The organism is Kitasatospora sp. SUK 42 (assembly GCF_015776785.2).
Taxonomy (GTDB): domain Bacteria; phylum Actinomycetota; class Actinomycetes; order Streptomycetales; family Streptomycetaceae; genus Kitasatospora.
Genome location: NZ_LFMD02000002.1, coordinates 1,468,105 through 1,486,171, shown reverse-complemented (window position 1 = coordinate 1,486,171; position 18,067 = coordinate 1,468,105). Strand labels below are relative to the sequence as shown.

Genomic DNA, 18,067 nt, shown 5'->3' with positions numbered 1-18,067 from the left:
TCGGCTCCGCTGAATCCGATCGACCATGACGCCAACTCCGCGACCTCTCACCCAATTCGTCGTGAAGGTCCACAGCCGGTGTGATCTCGCCTGCGATCACTGCTACGTGTACGAGCACGCCGACACCAGTTGGCGGCGACGTCCCAAGGTCATCGGTGAAGAAGTCCTGAACACCGTCGCCGAGCGGATCGGCGAACACGCCGCCGCCCACCGGCTGCCCGTTGTCCGGGTCGTCCTGCACGGGGGAGAGCCCCTGCTCGCCGGCCCGGACCGTCTGCGCCACGCCGCCGAGGCGCTCCGGGCGGCACTGCCCCCCGGCTGCGCGCTGGACCTGCGGATCCACACCAACGGCGTCCAACTCTCCCGTGCCTACTGCGAACTCTTCGCCGAACTGGGTGTGAAGGTCGGCATCTCGCTGGACGGCGACAGGGCCGCCAACGACCGCCACCGGCGCTTCGCCGACGGGCGCAGCAGCCACCCCCAGGTCCTGCGGGCGGTCGAGCTGCTGAGCACGCCCGAGTACCGGCACCTGTTCGCCGGGCTGCTGTGCACCGTCGACATCGAGAACGACCCGGCCGCGGTCTACCGGGCGCTGGCCGAACTGGAGCCCCCGGCCGTCGACTTCCTGCTGCCGCACGCCACCTGGGAGGAGCCGCCGAAGCGGCTCCCGGGCGGCGGGGAGACCCCGTACGCCGACTGGCTGCTCACCGTCCACAGGCTGTGGGAATCGGACGGGCGGCCGTTCGCCGTCCGGACCTTCGAATCCGTGCACCGGACGCTGCGGGGCTTCTCCAGCCTCACCGAGTCGCTCGGGCTGGAGCCCTCGGACCTCGCCGTCCTGGAGACGGACGGGGAGTTCGAGCAGGCCGACAGCCTGAAGACGGCGTACGACGGCGCGCCCGCCACCGGAATGAACGTTTTCGCGCACAGCCTGGACGACCTCGCCCGTCACCCCGGCATCATGGCCCGGCAGTCCGGACTGGCCGGACTGAGCGAGGCCTGCCGGGCCTGCCCGGTGGTCCGCTCCTGTGGTGGCGGGCTGTACGCCCACCGGTACCGGGCGGACACTGGCTTCGACAATCCCTCCGTCTACTGCGGTGACCTCATGAAGCTCATCAACGGCATTGCGGAGAACGGTGGTTCCACCGCCGTTCCGGCGGCGATCCCAGCGCAGGGCGGGGAGTCGCTGCTGCCGGCCGCGCTCACTCCGGCGCAACTCGACGAACTGGCCCGGGGGTACGGGGGAGCGGACACCGTCTCCGCGCTCGCGCGCTCCCAACTCGCGCTCACCCGGGCGATGCTGGCCGCCGCCTGGGACGCCTCCGGGCAGGGAAGCGCGGAGGCGTGGGGCCTGCTGTCGGCGCTCGACGCGGGTGCGCCCGCCGCCGTGGACGCCGTCCTCGCGCACCCGTACGCCCGCGCCTGGGCGGCCCGGCGGCTCGCCGGGGACCTCTCCGTCGGGCTCGGGCCGCTGGCCGCGCTGGCCGCCGCGGCGGCGGTGCGGGCCGGGCGCGGGGACGCGGTCGCGGTGCCGGTGCGGGACGGGTGGCTGCACCTGCCGACGCTCGGGCGGATCGCCGTACCGGACGGGGAAGCGGTGGTCACCGGCCTGGCGGACGGGTTCGAGGTGCGGGCCCAGGACGGGTCGGTGTTCACCTCCTACGACCAGCCGCTGCGGCGGGTCCGGCTGGCCGGGGGCTGGACGGTCGCGCTGGAGGACCTCGACCCGCTGCGGGACAGCCACGACCACCCGGTGGCCGGGCGGCTTCCGGAGGGCGAACTGCTGGGCTGGACGGGCGCGTTGCGCGAGGCCTGGGAGCTGCTCGGGCGCGACCTGCCCGGGTACGCGGAGGGCATCCGGGCGGGGCTGTCGACGGTGACCCCGCTGCGGCCCGGCCCGGCCGGACGGGACGTCAGCTCGGCGGCGCGGCAGGCGTTCGGGGCGGTCGGCATCGCGCGGCCGGCCACCGCGCCGACGCTGGCGCTGCTGCTGGCGCACGAGTTCCAGCACGTGAAGCTGGGGGCCGTCCTGGACCTGTTCGACCTCTACGACCGGGCCGACGAGCAGCTGTACTTCGCGCCCTGGCGGCCGGATCCGCGCCCGCTGGAGGGTCTGCTCCAGGGCACGTACGCGCACCTGGCGGTCACCGAGTACTGGGGCACGCGGACGGCCGCGTACGACGGGCTTCCCGCTGAGGCCGCCGACCGGGCGCGGGCGCAGTTCGCGCTCTGGCGGCGGTACACGGCGGAGGCGGTCGAGCGGCTGGTCGAGTCGGGGGCGCTGACGGGCGTCGGGCTGCGGTTCGCCGAGGGGATGCGGGAGAGCCTCACCCCGTGGCTCGCCGTTCCGGTGCCGAGGGCCGCCGAGCAGACCGCCGACCGGATGCGGGAGAAGCACAGCCGCGTCCGTGCGACGGGGGCCTGATGCCGGTATGACGACCATGCTGCCTCGTACCGCCCGCACCGGTGCCGTCCTCACTGGTGCCGCCCGCGCCCGGACCACCCTCGCCACCGGGCAGTTGGCCAGAGGACTCGCCGAACTCGGCGTCCGGCCGGGAACGGTGCTCCACGTCCAGGCGTCCCTGCGCGCCCTCGGCTGGGTGGCCGGCGGCGCGGCCGGGGTGGCCGACGCCCTGCTCGACACCCTGGGCAGTGAAGGGACGCTGGTCGCCTACACCGCCAACCCCGAGAACTCGGCGACCTCGCGGATCCATAAGGCCGCCATCGCCGGACTCTCCCCGAGGGAGGTCGCCGCCTACCTCGACGGGATGCCGCCCTACGACCCGGTCGGCACTCCCTGTTCCCCGACCATGGGCGCCCTCTCCGAGGAGATCCGCACCCGTCCCGGCGCCCTGCGCAGCAGCCACCCGCAGACCTCCTGGGCGGCCCTCGGCCCCCTGGCGCGGGAGATCACCGCGCACCACGCCCTCACCTCCCACCTCGGCCCGGACAGCCCGCTCGGCCGGCTGTACGACCTGGACGCCCGGGTGCTGATGCTCGGGGCCCCGATGGCGAGGTTCACCGCCTTCCACCTCGCGGACCTGCGGATGCCCGACGTCCGCATCAGCGAGTTCCGGTGCCGGGGGCCGGAGGGCTGGATCACCTTCAGGGCCCCCTACCTCGACGATCTCCACTTCGCCGATCTCGGGGCCCGGGTCCTGCGCGTCGCCACCGGCGTCACCACCACCCGCATAGGCTCCGCCGAGTGCCACCTCATCCCCGTCCGGGAGGCCGTGGACCTCGCCACCCACATCCTCCGCCGGGGCCTCGCCTGATTCCTCTCCCCCGGGGCGCGGTCACCCGCCGCCGTTGAGGGCCGGCTCGGGCTTGGTGTGGAGGACCTCGCGGGCCTGGTCGGCGGCGCGGGCGATGGCCTCGGAGACGAAGTCGAGGAAGCGGGCGACGTTCTCCATGCGGGCGGCCGCCGGGGTGTCCGGGACGAGGACGCCGACGCCCTGCCGTGCGATGACGGCGAGTTGGGCGGTGCCGTGGGCGCTGGCCATCATCGACTGGTACCAGACGTCGTCGTCGACGACGTAGCGCTCGCGGCGGCGCTCGTCGCGTTCCCGGCGGACGAGGCCCTGGCTCTCCAGGTACGCGACCGCCTTGGAGACGGACGCCGGGCTGACCTGGAGACGCTGGGCGAGTTCGGCGGCGGTGAGGCTGCCCGCGTCGGTGGTGAAGAGGCAGGACAGCACCCGGGCCATCATCTTGGGCGTGCCCGACTGCATGAGGACGGTGGTGAACACCTCCTCGTACGCGCGTACCGCCTCGGCGTCGCGCCCGTGGGCCTGCGGGGAGGCGGCCGGGTCCTTGGCCTCGCTCTGCCTGCGGCGCTGGGCGCGGTGCGAGGTGGCGCGCTGGGCGAGGTCGGCGCGGTAGGCGGTGGGGCCGCCGTTGCGCATGACCTCGCGCGTGATGGTGGAGGTCGGGCGGTCGAGGCGCCTGGCGATCTCCGCGTAGGCGAGGCCGTCGGCCAGTCCCAGCGCGATCTGCTGGCGTTCCTGCTGGGTGAGTCTGCCTCCCGGCATCGCGGTCTCCTTCGTGGCGTGCGGTCGCCCCAGCATAGCGTTAACGTCCAGTTCATTGCAACGATCTGGGCTTCGCTCGTTGCGTTACGCCTGAGACCGTTGCAATGATTTATCGCCAGTGACCTGCATTGATGGTGATTGTGCGCAACGAATTGGTTGCCAGAGTCATGAACGCAACGTAGCGTTTCTGTCATCAGAAAGCACCGGGCCGAGGGGCTCGCCGCCACCGAAGAGGGAGACCGCGATGCAGAAGTTCGACACCACCGCCCCCGTCACCGCCGTCCTGGACATCCCCGCCGGGCACATCCGCCTCATCGCCGCCGACCGGGCCGACACCACGGTCGAGGTTCTGCCCGCCGACGCCACGAAGAGCCGCGACGTGAAGGCGGCCGAGCGGATCGAGGTCACCTACGCCGACGGCGTCCTGCGGATCGAGACCCCGGAGCCGAAGAACCGGATCCTCGGCAGCTCGGGATCCGTCGAGGTGACCGTCCAGCTGCCGGCCGGCTCCCGGGTCGAGGCGAAGGCGGCCATGGCCGAACTCCGGGGCGTCGGCCGCCTCGGCGACGTCGACTACGAGGCCGCGCAGGGCACCGTCAAGCTCGACGAGACCGCCGGCGCCCGGATCGCCCTCCAGCTCGGCGACATCACGGTCGGCCGCCTCGGCGGCCCCGCCGAGATCACCACCCAGAAGGGCGACATCCGCATCACCGAGGCCGTGCGCGGCACCGTCACCCTGCGCACCGAGCTGGGCCGGATCGAGGTCGACGCCGCCCGCGGCGTCTCCGCCGCCATGGACGCCGGCACCGGCTACGGCCGCATCCACAACGCGCTCCGGAACACCGGCGAGACCGAGCTCGCCATCCACGCGACCACCGCCCACGGCGACATCACCGCCCGCAGCCTCTGAGCACCGGCTGGCACGACCGAACCGGCCCCACCACCGCGAGAGAAGGAACGATCATGAGCACCGTCCAGCACAACGCGGCCCAGGAACGCCCCGAACTGCAGAAGGCCGCCCAGGAGTTCGTCGACGCCGGCTTCGCCGGAGTGCAGCTGCGGGTGCGCGACGAACGCGGCGAGTGGGTTGGCAGCGCCGGAGTGCACGAGCTCGGCGGGAGCGCCAAGCCGTCGACGGAGGGGCAGTTCTGGATCGGCAGCACCACCAAGACCTTCGTCGCCACCCTGGTGCTGCACCTGGTGGCCGAGGGCGCGATCACGCTGGACACCCCGGTGGCCGACCACCTGACCGGGTTCGGGCTGGACGGGCGCATCACCGTGCGGATGTTGTTGCAGCACACCAGCGGCGTCCACAACTGCACCGGCGAACTGGACCCCGACGGGACGTTCGTGCCCGGGCTCCCCTCGGTGGGCAAACCGTGGGTGGACAACCGGTTCCACAGCTACCGGCCCGAGGAACTCGTCCGGTTCGCGCTGTCCGAGCCGGCCCGCTTCGAGCCGGGGGCGGACCAGAGCTACTCCAACACCAACTACACGCTGGCCGTGCTGCTGATCGAGCAGGTTGCCGGCCGGCCGTACGCAGAGGAGATGCGGCGGCGCATCCTGCAACCGCTCGGCCTGCACGGCACCGTGGTGCCCGGCGACTCGCCGGACATCCCCGGCCCGCACGCCCACGGCTACTACCGCTACCAGGACGGGGAGGAGTGGAAGGTCGTCGACGTCAGCCGCCAGAACCTCTCCCTGCTGGTCGGCGCCGGAGACATGATCTCGACCACCCGGGACCTGCAAGTCTTCTTCGCCGCCCTGCTCGGCGGCAGGCTCCTGCCCGCCCCGCTGCTCGACGAGATGCGCAAGCCCCACGGGATGCTCGGCTACGGTCTGGGCCTGTTCGTCCAGGACCTCGGCCCCGAAGGCGGCACCATCGTCCACCACAACGGCGGCGCCCCCGGCGGCTACGGCGCCCTGATGATCAGCTCCTTCGACGGCACCAGGACCCTCACCGCCGGCCTGACCACCGGCGACACGGACTCGGACCCGGCCCAGGAGTTCCCCAAGGCCCTCGACCGACTCCTCACCACCGTCTTCCGCACCCCCCACCCCGCATAGCCACCCGATGCCCCCACCCTCTGGTCGCCCGTCGCCGCTTCGGCCCCGCCGAAGCGGCGACGTCGCTCAGAGCCCTTCGTGCGCAGGAAGTCGGCCGATCCGACTTCCTGCGCACGAAGCCCGGCCTCGGTGTGCAGGGTGAAGCAGGCCCGCGCCCCCAGGAGGCCTGGGGGCGCTGTTCGATACCTATGCTGCGAGCTTCGATGCAGTGTGGAACGCCGCCCTACCGGTTGAGGAGAGCTGATCACGTGGCACGGACCGAGTTCTACGACGACCCCAACGCGCCCAAGCCGAACCGGCTGGTGGTGGCAGCGTCCGCCGTGGTGACCGATGGCGAAGGGCGCATCCTGCTCCAACGGCGCACCGACAACGGCCTGTACGCGCTGCCGGGCGGAACGATGGACCTCGGTGAGTCACTTCCGGGTACGGCCGTTCGGGAGGTAAGGGAGGAGACCGGCCTCGACGTCGAAATCACTGGACTGGTCGGCACGTACACCGACCCCCGACACGTGATCGCCTACTCGGACGGCGAGGTTCGGCAGCAGTTCAACGTCTGCTTCACCGCGCGCATCACGGGCGGGGAACTCCGGATCTCGGACGAGTCCACCGATCTCCGGTTCGTAGCCCCAGGCGACATCGGGGATCTGCCGATGCATCACTCCCAGCAGCTCCGGCTCCAGCACTTCCTGGAGCACCGGGCGACTCCGTACCTGGGGTAGAGAGCCATGACGGCGAAAGCCCCCGCCCGGCCCAGCGAAGGGGCGGGCGGGGCCTTGTCGCCCGTCGCCGCTTCGGCCCCGCCGAAGCGGCGACGTTGCCCCCGGGCTTCGTGCGCAGGAAGTCGGCTTGGCCGACTTCCTGCGCAGGCGTCTACTGGCGCTGCTGCCACTCGGTTCGGGTGAGTTCGTACTCGACTTCACCATGTTCGGAACCCGGGATCGACTCCGGCCAGTCGCCGGTGAAGCTGCGGAGGAAGGACAGGCCGGACTTCTCCATCACGCGCCGGGAGCGGGTGTTGACGGTCATGGTGTTCGCCGTGACCCGTTCCACGCTGAGGTCGGTGAAGCCCTTGTGGATCAGGTCCCGCGATCCCTCCGTGGCGTAGCCCTTGCCCCACGCCGCCCGGTTCAGCCGGTAGCCGAGCTCGACGACGGCGGGGCTGTGATCGTCGAGGGGGCGGAACTCGAACCAGCCGAGGAAGACGCCGGTGGCCTTCTCCTCGGTGGCCCAGTAGCCGCGGGTGCCGAAACACGGGTGGTCGTGGAGCAGGCGCGGCAGGATCCTCGCCTGGACCGCCTCCCGGCTGGTCGGCTTGCCGCCGTTGATGAAGCGCATGACCTCGGGGTCGTTGTCCAGCGCGAAGAGGTGGTCGGCGTCGGCTTCGGTGAACGGGCGCAGCAGGAGCCGTTCGGTCTCAAGGAAGACGTGCATGCCGTGATCCTTGCTGCCTGCCGCCGGGCACACCACTGGATATCCCCGTGCCCCGGCGGGATGCGCCGGGGCACGGGGCCGGGGGATCAGGCGGTGAGGTGGTCGAACTCGCCGGCCTTGGCGCCCTGGATCCAGGCGTTGAGCTTGGTGCGGGTGGTGGTGACGATGGTGGTGGGGTCGTCGGACTCGCGGATGTAGACCAGCTCACCCGCAGAAGCGATTTCGACGCAGTTGGCCTGGTCGCTGCTGAAGCTGGACTTCTGCCAGTTGAGCTGGTGCATGGCTATCTTCCCTGGACCTTGTAGCGAATGTGCTGGATCAAACCCAATGAGTCGCGCTGGGCTGGTGATGACTCGGAGGTCGCGGCGGACAGGGGAGGGAGTGCCAAGCCCCTGAGCCGGTCGAACTTCCGGTCAAATGTTGTCACGACCTCAGGGGCTCCGATGAAGTCGGACCCATGAGGGTGTTCGAGCAACACGGTGTCAAGCCGAGCGTGAGTCCCGCGGATGAGCAGGAACGGAGTGTCGTTCGAGGCGTACGTGGTGCAGTCGAACGGCAGGATCTGAATCGTCACGTTCGGCAGCCTGCTCATCTCGATCAGATGGTTCAGCTGCTCCCGCATGACCGTAGGCCCTCCGTACATCATGTGCAGGGCCGCTTCGTGGATCACTGCGCGGTACGTAGGCGCGTTGGTGCCTGTCAGTACCTTGTGGCGCTCGTGGCGGAACTCGACTTTCTTTTCGTTGTACCCCTGGATGACCTCGCCGTAGGCCTTCGTCTGCAATAGCCCGGGGACCAGGAGGGACTCGTAGTTCTCCAAGGCTGTTGCACTTGCCTCTGCCTCAGCCAGATCGAGTGCGCTGCGTGTCACGTCGTGCTTGAACTCGGTCCACCAGCCCTTGCCCGCGCTCTCGCTCATGGCGATGAGGCCGGCTCGGTACTCGGGGTCCGTGACCTTGCAGATGTTGAGCCAGGCATTCAATCGCTCAAGATTGAGGCCAAGCCTGCCAGCTTCGGTGTGGCTGATGTTCGGGCCCTTCACTCCCAAGGCCTCGCCGATCTCCAAGGCCGAGATGCCGGCGGCATCTCGAACACGGCGAAGCTCCTCGCCGAAGCGGCGCTGTCGTTCGCTGATCCCAGTCCTGAACCCCATGGGCACATCCTTCCCGCGATCGATGCCTACGCAAAGTGTAGATGCATGTGCGGAGCGTGTTGCAGAGTTGAGGCTAATTGACCTACAGTTCCAAGCACACACCGCCGACCGGACGGGTCGTCAGTAGTGCCCGCTCGTGCGGCATTCCTCTGCACCGCTGGGAGATTCCCCATGTGTGACCCCCACCTCAACTCCCCCTCCCTCACCGTTTCCCGCGAGGCGTTGCGCCACGTCATGGAGTGCGCCGGGTACTCCGACTCGGCCATCGCGGACGCCGAACTCGCGCTCGTGGAGCTGATCGTGAATGCCTGGCGTCATGGCCTGACCACTTCTCCGGCGGTCTTCGCCGCCATCGCGAACGGCACCCTCCGGGTCACCGTCGCCGACCGCAGCTCCATGCTCCCCGAACCTCGACAGCCCAGCGAACTCGCCGAATCGGGGCGGGGGTTGCAGTTGGTGGAGGGCCTCATGCACCGGTGGGGTGCGGAGCCGCAGAAGCTCGGCAAGCGGGTCTGGTTCGAGTTGGACGGCGCCGCGTGAACGCCCTTCATCCGATCCACCCGGCCGATCCGGCACTTCACCACCTCACCGGCCGCCAGATCACCGATCTGATCGTGGAACTCCGCACTGAGGGCCGCGAGTTCGGCCTCCTCTGGCCCTCGGCCAAGCCCGGGGAGACCATCCTGAACGGCCAGCTCCTCGTCTCCCTCGGCAACGTTCCGGCGAGCACTCTGGTCAACCTCCTCGCGCTGCTGCGCGAGTTCAGGCGCCACCGGGATTGACCGCGCCCGTCCGCAGTTCAGTGCGCCGTGAAGCCGCTGGCGAGTATGTCCAGCCTGGTGAGCAGCGCTTCGGTGAGGGAGTGATCCCCGTCGGCGCTCAGCCAGCGGCTCAGGGCGGTGACGTAGGCGTCGAAGACCAGGTCGGCGATCGTTCCCGGCTCGAACTCGGGGCGGATCTCGCCCCGTTCCCGGCCGTGGGTCGCGGCGTTCAGCAGCGCGTGGGGCGTGGTGGCGCCGAGGCCGAACGCGGAGTGGAGCACTCCGCTGTCGTGCAACTCCTTGGCGAGCGCGTACTCCTGCTCGTTGAGCTCCGCGAGGGTGCGCAGTGCATCCGCCAGCGCGTCGACGGCGGACGCGCCGCCCGTTTCGCCCCGGGAGTCCAGCAGTTCGTGCCGGCGGTGGACCCAGGCGGCGACGAAGTCCTCCTTGCGGCCGAAGTGGTTGAAGGCGGTCTGCCGCCCGACATCGGCCCGCGCCGCGATGTGGTCGTACGTCGTGGCCGCGTACCCCTGGGTGGCGAACAGCTCCAGGGCGGCGGCCAGTAGCCGCTCCCGGGTCTCGGTTCGTCGCTGCTCGCGTCGGTTCGTCGCTGTCACGCCCTCAGTGTACTTGAATCCAGAATTGGACTGGAGTACATCTGGATACTCAAGTACACCTAGCGAGGAGGCCAAGCGATGGACGTTCCCTACTCCCTCGGTCTGCACGAGATCGCCCCGGACACCTACGCCTACCTGCAACCGGACGGCTCCTGGGGCCTCAGCAACGCCGGGCTGATCGTCTCCGGCGACGAGGCGGTCCTCGTCGACACCCTGTTCACCGTCCCGCTGACCCGGGACCTGCTGGCCGCCGTCGACGAGGCCCTGCCCCACGTCACCATCGGCACCCTGGTCAACAGCCACAACGACGGCGACCACTGGTGGGGCAACCAACTGCTCCCGGACGCCGAGATCATCGCCTCCGAGGCCGCGGCCGCCGACATGCGCGGCGAGCACCTCCACGCAGTGCTCGCCGCGCCGGGCGACCTCCCGCTGCCGCGGGTCGTCCAGCGGATGCGGAAGGTCTTCGACTTCTCCGGCATCACCCCGAACCTGCCGAGCCGGACCTTCAGCGGCGAACTCGAACTCACCGTCGGCCGCCGCACCGTCCGGCTGATCGAGGTCGGCTACGCCCACACCCGGGGCGATGTGCTGGTCCACGTGCCGGACGCGGGCGTGCTGTTCACCGGGGACCTCCTGTTCATCGGCGGCCACCCCGTGGTCCACAGCGGCCGGATCGGCAACTGGATCGCCGCCTGCGACCTCATCCTCGGCCTCGACGCCGAGACGATCGTTCCCGGCCACGGCCCGGTCGTCGGCAAGGCCGAGGTCCGCCGCTTCCGCACCTACCTGGAGCGGGTGCGGGAGCACGGCGTGAGCGCGCACGGGGCGGGCCTGTCCGTACTGGAGGCCGCCCGGGAGATGGACCTGGCCGGCTTCACCGATCTGGCCGACCCCGAGCGGCTGGTTCTCAACCTCGGAGCCGTCTACCGCGAGCTCAACGGCGACGGCACCCCCGGCGAGCTGGACCTGATGGTCCTCCTCGACGAGTTCGACGAGCCCCGCCTGGCGCCGCGCCCCGCCGCCAAGGTCGCCGGCGACGTCCTCGCCCTCGCCGGCGGCCTGGAGAGCACCGTCCGGCAGCTGTTCGGCGGCGGCGACGCCGGGCCGCTGGAGGGCTTCCCGGTGCCCAACGTCCTCGCCGTCATCGGCCACCACCCCGACCTGCTGGCCCACCTGGCGCCCCTGCTCGCCCAGCTCAACCAGGGGCTGATCCCGCCCCGCGCACGGGAGTTGGCGATCCTGCGCACGGCGCACCGCTCCGGCTCGCCGTACGAGTGGCGCCATCACGTCCGGCTCGGCGCCCTCGTCGGGCTGACCGGGCCCGAGATCGCCCGCGTCCCGGCCGGGCCGGACCACCCCGGCTGGAACGAGGACGACCGCACGCTGCTGCGGGCCGTCGACGAACTGCACGACGCGCACGCGCTGTCGACGGGGACCTGGCAGGCGCTGGTCGCCCGCCACCGCGAGCCCCAGGTGCTGGAACTGCTGGCCCTGGTCGGCACCTACCGGATGATCGCCGGGATCCTCAACTCCTGCCGGGTGCCGATCGATCCGTGGCTCGCCGGGGCCGCCGCCTGAGGGCCGGCGAACCGGACCGGATGTCCGACCCCGCTCCTAGGATCGCGGCATGCCCGATGCCTTCACCGTCCTGTGGACCCACGACACCTGCCGCGCCCTGCGCAAGGCCGGTCACGTGGGCGTGCGGCCCCCGGTCGCCTTCAGTGGGGTGCACTCCTCGCTGCCCGCCTGGTCCGGGGCCCGCGCCGGGGACGAGGTGTACGCGCTGCACGTCAACCGGTGCGAGGTGTTCGTGGTCAGCCGGATGCTGGTGGTCGACCGGGAACGCGGCGACTGCTGCGGCACCCCCGCCGCGACGTGGCGGGACCCGGCGTTCCCCGGGCACGACGACTGGCGGATGCTCGGCGCCGGCGGCTGCGGCGCCTCGGCGGTGCACGTGGACGCCACGCCCGTGCGCTTCGACCGGCGGATACCGGGCGAACTGCTGGAGCGGCTCACCTGGCGCAACCGGCGCAACCGCACCAGGGTCCTGAAGTACGTGGTGGAGGGCCGTCTCGAACACTCCGTCAGCCTCCAGGGGTTCTACCGCCTCACCTCGGAGTCGGCCGACGAGTTGGGGGAGCTCGTCGGCCGCTGACTCCCTCCCGGGGCGGTCAGAGCCCGACGAAGTGGTCGAACTCGCCGTCCTTGGCGCCGAGGATCCAGGCGTTGAGCTTGGTGCGGGTGGTGGTGACGACGAGGTCGGGGTTGTCGGATTCGCGGATGTAGACGAGGTCGCCCTCGGACGCGATCTCGATGAACTCGGCCCCGTCGTCGCTGAAGCTGGATCGCTGCCAGTTGAGTTCGGTCATGGTCGCCCTCCCAGGAGCGCAGTTAGGCTGGTTCATGACCAGGATCGCGGATGACGGCCCCCGGGGGTCGTCGTTTCGGTCATGTCAATCCGTGCGGGTCGTTGTGCTATTCCATTGCGGTGTCAGTCGTTTCTACACTGAAGCCCCGCCGCACGGGGGCTGCGGGAACCAGGTTGCCGACGGGCCCGGGGGAGGCGCGTGTGAACGACCGTGGCTGGGACGAGGACGAGGCCCGGCCGTACTTCTTCCTCTCCTACGCGCACACTCCGAAGGCCGGCGCGCGGGGGGCCGGTGATCCGAACCACTGGGTGCGGCAGCTGTACCGGGACCTCTGCGAGGCCGTGCTGCAGCTGACCACCGTGCCGGCCGGGGTGCCGGTCGGGTTCATGGACGAGTCCATGCACCAGGGCGAGTTGTGGGCCGACCGGCTGTCCGGGGAGTTGTCGACCTGCCGGGTGTTCGTGCCGCTGTACTCGCCCCGGTACTTCAACAGCGTTCCGTGCGGCCAGGAGTGGCACGCCTTCACCCGCCGCCCGGTCTACCCGGCGACCATCGACGCGGAGCGCACCAGCGGCATCGTCCCGGTGCTGTGGGCGCCGATGAGCCGCTACCGGCTGCCCGCGGTGGCCAGTGAACTGCAGTTCAACCATGCGAGTTTCGGCCCCGACTACGCCACCGAGGGCCTGTACGCGCTGATGAAGCTCAGCTACTTCCGCTCCGCCTACGAGCTGGCCGTGCACCGGCTGGCGGCGCGGATCGTGCAGGTGGCGGAGGAGACGGTGATCCCGGTCGGGCGGCGGATGGACTTCAACACCCTCCCCAGCGCGTTCAACGTCACCGCCCCGACCAAGCAGCTGCGGATCTCCGTACTCGCCTACCACCAGGGCGAGGTACCGTCGGACCGTAACCCGGACTTCTACGGCGCCCGGCGCACCGACTGGCACCCCTACCGCCCGGCCGGGTCGCCGATCGCGCAGCACGCGGTGCGCCTGGCGCGGCAGTTGGGTTTCCAGCCGACCGTGCACGAGTTCGACGACGAGGCCGAGTCCATCATCGAGGGCAACGCCGAGGCCCCCGGACTGCTGCTGCTCGACCGGTGGGCGCTGCGCGACCCGCGCCGCCGCGAACTGGTCCGCCGCTTCGACCGCTGCGACGCCACCTGGGTGAGCGTCCTGGAACCGTGGAACACCGACGACCCCGAGTGCGACGCCGACGGCGGCGAACTCGCCGAGCTGAGCGACCAGACGCTGCGCATCACCCGGCGCGCCAGCCGGCCGAGCTTCCTCGGCGCGACCGGCCCGACCCGCTCGACCGGGCTGAACACCCTGGAGGACTTCGACGACGCCCTGCCCCGGGCGGCGATGAAGGCCAAGTACGCCTTCGAGGGCCGCACCAGAGCCGAGCCGGAGGAACCCCCGGCGCCGCGCCCGAGCCTGCGGGGCGCCTTCCGCCGACCCGACGGGTTCGGGGCGGACGGGCCGAACGGGGAGCAGGGCGGGCACCGGGTCGAGCCCTACGGCCCGGACCCGTTCGGCCTCGATCCCGACCACGACCCCGACCGTGACGACCGTGACGACGGCGATGACCCCGATGACGGGATGGCGCCCTTGGGAGGACGAGGAAACCGATGAGCGACAACCGCACCAGGAATCTCCGCCTCGGCGGCCTCACCGCCGCCGAACTCGCCGCCCAGCGCGAGGCCGAGCGGCAGGCCGCGGAGAAGGACCGCAACGGCCGGATCATCACCTTCTACTCGTACAAGGGCGGCACCGGCCGCACCATGGCCCTCGCCAACACCGCCTGGATCCTCGCCGCCAACGGCTTCCGCGTCCTCACCGTCGACTGGGACCTGGAGGCGCCGGGCCTCGCCAAGTTCTTCCACCCCTTCCTCGACCCGGCCTCCCTCGCCGGCACCACCGGGATGATGGACCTCATCGCCGAGTACCGGGAGGAGGCGCTGCGCCCGGTCGAGCACGCCGAGGGCTGGCACCTGGACTTCGCCCGGGTGCACCCGCACGCGCTCTCGCTCTCCTGGCCGCACTTCCCGGCCGGCGGCAGCCTGGACTTCCTCTCCGCGGGGCAGTTCAACCGCGACTACTCCGAGGCCGTCACCCACCTCGACTGGGACATCTTCTACGACCGCTTCGACGGTGGGCAGTTCTTCGACGCCCTCAAGGCCGACATGGCCAGGCGCTACGACTACGTGCTGATCGACTCCCGCACCGGCCTGTCCGACATCGCCGAGATCTGCACCGTCCAGATGCCCGACGACCTGGTCGTCTGCTTCACCCTCAGCGACCAGTCCATCGACGGCGCCTCCCGGATCGCCCAGCACATCCACGACCGCTACCGCGAGCGCGGCATCCGCATCCTGCCCGTCCCGATGCGCATCGACGAGGGTGAGAAGGAGAAGGCGGACGCCGGCCGCGCCCTCGCCCGGGTCCGCTTCGACGGCCTGCCCGTCGGCCTGGGCGGCGAGGAACTCGCCCAGTACTGGGGCTCGGTGGAGATCCCGTACCGGCCGTTCTACGCCTACGAGGAGATCCTCGCCACCTTCGGCGACCAGACCGGCACCCCCACCTCGATGCTGGCCGCCTGCGAACGGCTCACCTCCGTCATCACCGAGGGCCGGGCGCCCGGCCTCCCGCCGATGGACGAGGAGGTGCGGCTGCGCTACGTGGACGCCTTCACCCGCCGCCGCCCGTCCGTCCCCGCCGACCTCTACCTGTCCTACGTGCCCGAGGACCGGATGTGGGCGGACTGGATCGAGTCGGTGCTCACCCGGGCCGGCTTCCGGGTGCTGCCGCGCGACCTCAGCGCCGGCACCGACCCGCGCGAGGAGACCGAGCGCGGCATCGACTCCGCGTACCGCACCGTCGCCGTGCTCTCGCCCGCCTACCAGCGCTCCCCGCAGGCCAGGGCGCTGTGGGAGTCGGTGGTCAGCTCCGACCCCTCCGGCACCCGCCGCCAGCTGCTGCCCGTCCGGGTCGGCGACGTCCGGCTCACCGCGCCGTTCAGCAACCGCAACCCGGTCGACCTGGTCGGCCGCGACGAGACGCAGTCCGTGCAGAGCCTGCTGCGCGCGCTCGGCCGCAGCGACGTCGCGCTCGGCGACGAACCCAGCGACGGCCCGCGCTTCCCCGGCAGCAAGCCCTCGGTGTGGGACGTCCCGCCGCGCAACCCCTCCTTCACCGGACGCTCCGCCGTCCTGGAGCAGCTGCGCAACCAGCTGCGCGGCGGCATGGCGGCCGTCCTGCCCACCCCGCAGACCCTGTACGGGCTCGGCGGCGTCGGCAAGACCCAGGTGGCGCTGGAGTACGCCCACCGCTTCATGTCCGACTACGACCTGGTCTGGTGGATCGACGCCGAGCAGACCGAACTCGTCGCCCCGGCGCTCGCCGAACTCGCCCGCCGCCTCGGCCTGCGCGTCGGCGACTCCGTCACCGAGGCCGCCGAGGCCGCCCGGGAGGCGCTGCGCCGCGGCGTGCCCACCTCGCGCTGGCTGCTGATCTTCGACAACGCCGACGAGCCCTCCGAGATCCGCCGGTTCTTCCCCGGCGGCTCCGGCCACATCCTGGTCACCTCCCGCAACCAGGCCTGGACCGGGCACGCCGAGGCGCTGGAGGTCGACGTCTTCACCCGCGGCGAGAGCGTCGAGCACCTGTGCCGGCGCGCCCGCAGCCTCTCCCGCCCGGACGCCGACCGGGTCGCCGAGGCGGTCGGCGACCTGCCGCTCGCCGTCGAGGTGGCCGCCGCCTGGCTGGACACCACCGGCACCCCGGTCGACACCTACGTCAGCCAGCTGCACGCCGAGGCCGCCCGCGCCCTGGCCGTCGGCCGCCCCGCCGACTACCCCACCCCGGTCGCCGCGACCTGGAACGTGTCGATCGGACGGCTGCGCCAGCAGTCCCCGGCGGCGGTGCGGCTGCTCCAGCTGTGCGCCTTCTTCGCGCCCGAGCCGATCTCGATGAACCTCTTCTACAGCGACCAGATGATCCGGGCGCTGGTGCGGTTCGACGCCGACCTCAGCGACAAGTTCATGCTGGGCAAGGTGATCCAGGCGATCGGCCGCTACGCGCTCGCCAAGGTCGACGCCGGCAGCAACAGCTTCCAGGTGCACCGCCTCGTCCAGGCGGTGATCCGGGCCGGCATGACCGAGGACGAGCAGGAGATCGCCGTCCACGAGGTGCACCGCATCCTCACCGGCGCCCGGCCCGTCCTCGGCGACACCGACGACCCGGCCAACTGGCCCGCCTTCGACGAGATCTGGCCGCACCTGTCGCCCTCCAAGGCGCACAACTGCGACGAGGCCGACACCCGTCAACTGCTCATCGACCGCGTCCGCTACCTGTGGAAGCGCGGCGAACTCGACCGCGCCCGCGACCTCGGCCACGCCCTGGACGCGGAGTGGACCAGCAAGCTCGGCGAGGACGACCGGCAGACCCTGCTGCTGCGCTTCCAGCTCGCCAACGTGCTGCGCTCCCAGGGCAACTACGCCGAGGCACTGGCCCTCGACGAGGCCACCCTGGAACGCCAGCAGGTGCTGCTCGGCGAGCACCACCCCTACACCCTGATGACGGCCGGCTCGCTCGGCGCCGATCGCAGGGCGCTCGGCCGCTTCCAGGCCGCCCTCGACCTCGACCGCGAAATCCTGGAGCAGTTCCGCGAGTTGTTCGGCGACGACAACCCGCGCACGCTCTCCATGGCGAACAACCTGGCGATCGACTACCGGCTGGTCGGCGACAGTGAGGCCGCCCGCGAACTCGACCAGGAGACCCTCGACCGGCGCACCGCCGTCCTCGGCCCCAGGCACCCCTACACCCTGTCCACCAAGTCCAACCTGGCCCGCGACCTGCGCGAACTCGGCGACTACCGCGGCTCGGTGGACCTGCTCCAGGAGGTCACCTCCGACCTCGGCGACGTGCTCGACCCGGACCTGCCGGAGAACCTGCGCAACGCCAAGTCGCTGGCCGTCTCGCTGCGCCGGATCGGCCAGCTCGCCGAGGCCCGCCGGATCACCAAGGAGACCTACGAGCGCTACCTGGAGCGCTACGGCGCCGACGCCCCCGACGCGCTGGCCTGCGCGCTCAACCTGGCCGCCGACCACAGCGCCTCCGGCGACAAGGAGGCCGCCCGCGACCTCTGCTCCACCGTCTTCGAGGGCCACCGGCGGCTGTTCGGCGACGAGCACCCGTTCACCCTGGCCTGCGCCAACAACCTCGGCATCTACCTGCGCGGCAGCGGCGACGTCCCGGGCGCCATCGAACGCGGCCGGCTCACCGTCGAGGGCCTGACCAGCTCGGTCGGGCCGGAGCACCCGTACACCCTCAACGCGATGATCAACCTGGCCAACGCGTACGGCGACAACGGGCAGACCGAGCTCGCCGAGCAGCTCGGCCGCGCCGCGTACATGGGCCTGTGCGACCGCTACACCCCGCAGCACCCGGACGCGGTGGCCTGCGAGGCCAACCTGGCGATCACCCTGCGCGCGGCCGGCCGGCACACCCAGGCCGCCGAACTGCGCGCCCGGTCGATCGCCGAGCTGATCCGGCAGTTCGGCGAGGAGCACCCCAACACGGTCTCCGCGCGCGGCTGGAAGCGGATCAACCGCGACCTGGAGCCGCAGCCGGTGTAG

The 18,067-nt window shown here is 71.2% G+C and carries 17 protein-coding genes; 11 read left to right on the top strand and 6 right to left on the bottom strand.

Features of this window, described 5'->3' with window-relative positions; all coding sequences use genetic code 11:
- Positions 1–25: 25 nt before the first annotated feature.
- Both RZ50_RS06300 and RZ50_RS06295 read left to right on the top strand, forming a co-directional pair.
- Positions 26–2,425, top strand: a complete 2,400-nt coding sequence (locus tag RZ50_RS06300) for an FxsB family cyclophane-forming radical SAM/SPASM peptide maturase (RefSeq protein WP_196952858.1) — start codon at positions 26–28, stop codon at positions 2,423–2,425.
- Between the two features lie 7 nt (positions 2,426–2,432).
- A complete protein-coding gene (locus tag RZ50_RS06295) occupies positions 2,433–3,275 on the top strand; it encodes an aminoglycoside N(3)-acetyltransferase (protein ID WP_254802006.1) in 843 nt (280 codons plus the stop codon).
- Between the two features lie 21 nt (positions 3,276–3,296).
- On the opposite strand, the gene RZ50_RS06290 is transcribed toward RZ50_RS06295, so the two are convergent.
- A complete protein-coding gene (locus RZ50_RS06290; RefSeq protein ID WP_196952859.1) occupies positions 3,297–4,031 on the bottom strand; it encodes a helix-turn-helix domain-containing protein in 735 nt (244 codons plus the stop codon).
- A gap of 244 nt (positions 4,032–4,275) precedes the next feature.
- Here RZ50_RS06290 and RZ50_RS06285 point away from each other — a divergent pair, with 244 nt between their 5' ends.
- The 3 genes from RZ50_RS06285 (at position 4,276) to RZ50_RS06275 (ending at position 6,817) form a co-directional block, all read left to right on the top strand.
- On the top strand, positions 4,276–4,941 hold the full coding sequence (locus RZ50_RS06285; RefSeq protein ID WP_196952860.1) for a DUF4097 family beta strand repeat-containing protein: 666 nt from the start codon (positions 4,276–4,278) through the stop codon (positions 4,939–4,941).
- A gap of 53 nt (positions 4,942–4,994) precedes the next feature.
- On the top strand, positions 4,995–6,098 hold the full coding sequence (locus RZ50_RS06280; RefSeq protein ID WP_196952861.1) for a serine hydrolase: 1,104 nt from the start codon (positions 4,995–4,997) through the stop codon (positions 6,096–6,098).
- A gap of 248 nt (positions 6,099–6,346) precedes the next feature.
- Positions 6,347–6,817 (top strand): NUDIX domain-containing protein, encoded by a 471-nt coding sequence (locus RZ50_RS06275; protein WP_196952862.1) that lies wholly within the window; start codon positions 6,347–6,349, stop codon positions 6,815–6,817.
- Between the two features lie 151 nt (positions 6,818–6,968).
- On the opposite strand, the gene RZ50_RS06270 is transcribed toward RZ50_RS06275, so the two are convergent.
- From RZ50_RS06270 to RZ50_RS06260, 3 genes are all read right to left on the bottom strand, one after another.
- A complete protein-coding gene (locus RZ50_RS06270; protein ID WP_196952863.1) occupies positions 6,969–7,529 on the bottom strand; it encodes a GNAT family N-acetyltransferase in 561 nt (186 codons plus the stop codon).
- An 86-nt stretch (positions 7,530–7,615) separates the two neighbouring features.
- Complete coding sequence (locus tag RZ50_RS06265; RefSeq protein ID WP_196952864.1) at positions 7,616–7,810, bottom strand: DUF397 domain-containing protein; 195 nt, start codon at positions 7,808–7,810, stop codon at positions 7,616–7,618.
- Positions 7,811–7,812: 2 nt separating this feature from the next.
- Positions 7,813–8,682: a helix-turn-helix transcriptional regulator gene (locus tag RZ50_RS06260; RefSeq protein ID WP_196952865.1), complete on the bottom strand. Its 870-nt coding sequence runs from the start codon at positions 8,680–8,682 to the stop codon at positions 7,813–7,815.
- Positions 8,683–8,853: 171 nt separating this feature from the next.
- On the opposite strand from RZ50_RS06260, the gene RZ50_RS06255 reads away from it, so the two are divergent.
- Both RZ50_RS06255 and RZ50_RS06250 read left to right on the top strand, forming a co-directional pair.
- Complete coding sequence (locus RZ50_RS06255; protein WP_196952866.1) at positions 8,854–9,222, top strand: ATP-binding protein; 369 nt, start codon at positions 8,854–8,856, stop codon at positions 9,220–9,222.
- Positions 9,219–9,464, top strand: coding sequence for a hypothetical protein (locus RZ50_RS06250; protein ID WP_196952867.1), 246 nt, complete (start codon positions 9,219–9,221; stop codon positions 9,462–9,464). The genes RZ50_RS06255 and RZ50_RS06250 overlap by 4 nt, the downstream gene beginning before the upstream one ends.
- Positions 9,465–9,481: 17 nt before the next feature.
- Here the strand turns inward: RZ50_RS06250 and RZ50_RS06245 are convergent, their stop codons facing one another.
- The gene (locus tag RZ50_RS06245) at positions 9,482–10,060 is read right to left on the bottom strand and encodes a TetR/AcrR family transcriptional regulator (protein ID WP_196952868.1); all 579 of its coding nucleotides are present in this window, start codon (positions 10,058–10,060) and stop codon (positions 9,482–9,484) included.
- 78 nt (positions 10,061–10,138) lie between these two features.
- On the opposite strand from RZ50_RS06245, the gene RZ50_RS06240 reads away from it, so the two are divergent.
- Together RZ50_RS06240 and RZ50_RS06235 are read left to right on the top strand one after the other, a co-directional pair.
- Entirely contained in the window at positions 10,139–11,641 is a 1,503-nt protein-coding gene (locus RZ50_RS06240; protein WP_196952869.1) for an MBL fold metallo-hydrolase, read from the top strand.
- Positions 11,642–11,690: 49 nt separating this feature from the next.
- Positions 11,691–12,218 carry a hypothetical protein gene (locus tag RZ50_RS06235; protein ID WP_196952870.1) on the top strand — a complete coding sequence of 176 codons (528 nt, stop codon included), beginning with the start codon at positions 11,691–11,693 and terminating at the stop codon, positions 12,216–12,218.
- 16 nt (positions 12,219–12,234) lie between these two features.
- On the opposite strand, the gene RZ50_RS06230 is transcribed toward RZ50_RS06235, so the two are convergent.
- Positions 12,235–12,432: a DUF397 domain-containing protein gene (locus RZ50_RS06230; RefSeq protein ID WP_196952871.1), complete on the bottom strand. Its 198-nt coding sequence runs from the start codon at positions 12,430–12,432 to the stop codon at positions 12,235–12,237.
- A 200-nt stretch (positions 12,433–12,632) separates the two neighbouring features.
- Between RZ50_RS06230 and RZ50_RS06225 the strand changes: the two genes are divergently transcribed.
- Both RZ50_RS06225 and fxsT read left to right on the top strand, forming a co-directional pair.
- Entirely contained in the window at positions 12,633–14,063 is a 1,431-nt protein-coding gene (locus RZ50_RS06225; RefSeq protein ID WP_196952872.1) for a TIR-like protein FxsC, read from the top strand.
- Positions 14,060–18,067 carry an FxSxx-COOH system tetratricopeptide repeat protein gene (gene fxsT, locus RZ50_RS06220; protein WP_196952873.1) on the top strand — a complete coding sequence of 1,336 codons (4,008 nt, stop codon included), beginning with the start codon at positions 14,060–14,062 and terminating at the stop codon, positions 18,065–18,067. Before RZ50_RS06225 ends, fxsT begins: the two co-directional genes overlap by 4 nt.

Coding starts and splice junctions, on each gene's coding strand:
- RZ50_RS06260 (WP_196952865.1), bottom strand. CDS start 8,682: ATGGGGTTCAGGACTGGGATCAGCGAACGACAGCGCCGCTTCGGCGAG.
- RZ50_RS06240 (WP_196952869.1), top strand. CDS start 10,139: ATGGACGTTCCCTACTCCCTCGGTCTGCACGAGATCGCCCCGGACACC.
- RZ50_RS06280 (WP_196952861.1), top strand. CDS start 4,995: ATGAGCACCGTCCAGCACAACGCGGCCCAGGAACGCCCCGAACTGCAG.
- RZ50_RS06300 (WP_196952858.1), top strand. CDS start 26: ATGACGCCAACTCCGCGACCTCTCACCCAATTCGTCGTGAAGGTCCAC.
- RZ50_RS06270 (WP_196952863.1), bottom strand. CDS start 7,529: ATGCACGTCTTCCTTGAGACCGAACGGCTCCTGCTGCGCCCGTTCACC.
- RZ50_RS06285 (WP_196952860.1), top strand. CDS start 4,276: ATGCAGAAGTTCGACACCACCGCCCCCGTCACCGCCGTCCTGGACATC.
- fxsT (WP_196952873.1), top strand. CDS start 14,060: ATGAGCGACAACCGCACCAGGAATCTCCGCCTCGGCGGCCTCACCGCC.
- RZ50_RS06290 (WP_196952859.1), bottom strand. CDS start 4,031: ATGCCGGGAGGCAGACTCACCCAGCAGGAACGCCAGCAGATCGCGCTG.
- RZ50_RS06230 (WP_196952871.1), bottom strand. CDS start 12,432: ATGACCGAACTCAACTGGCAGCGATCCAGCTTCAGCGACGACGGGGCC.
- RZ50_RS06295 (WP_254802006.1), top strand. CDS start 2,433: ATGACGACCATGCTGCCTCGTACCGCCCGCACCGGTGCCGTCCTCACT.
- RZ50_RS06265 (WP_196952864.1), bottom strand. CDS start 7,810: ATGCACCAGCTCAACTGGCAGAAGTCCAGCTTCAGCAGCGACCAGGCC.
- RZ50_RS06255 (WP_196952866.1), top strand. CDS start 8,854: ATGTGTGACCCCCACCTCAACTCCCCCTCCCTCACCGTTTCCCGCGAG.
- RZ50_RS06235 (WP_196952870.1), top strand. CDS start 11,691: ATGCCCGATGCCTTCACCGTCCTGTGGACCCACGACACCTGCCGCGCC.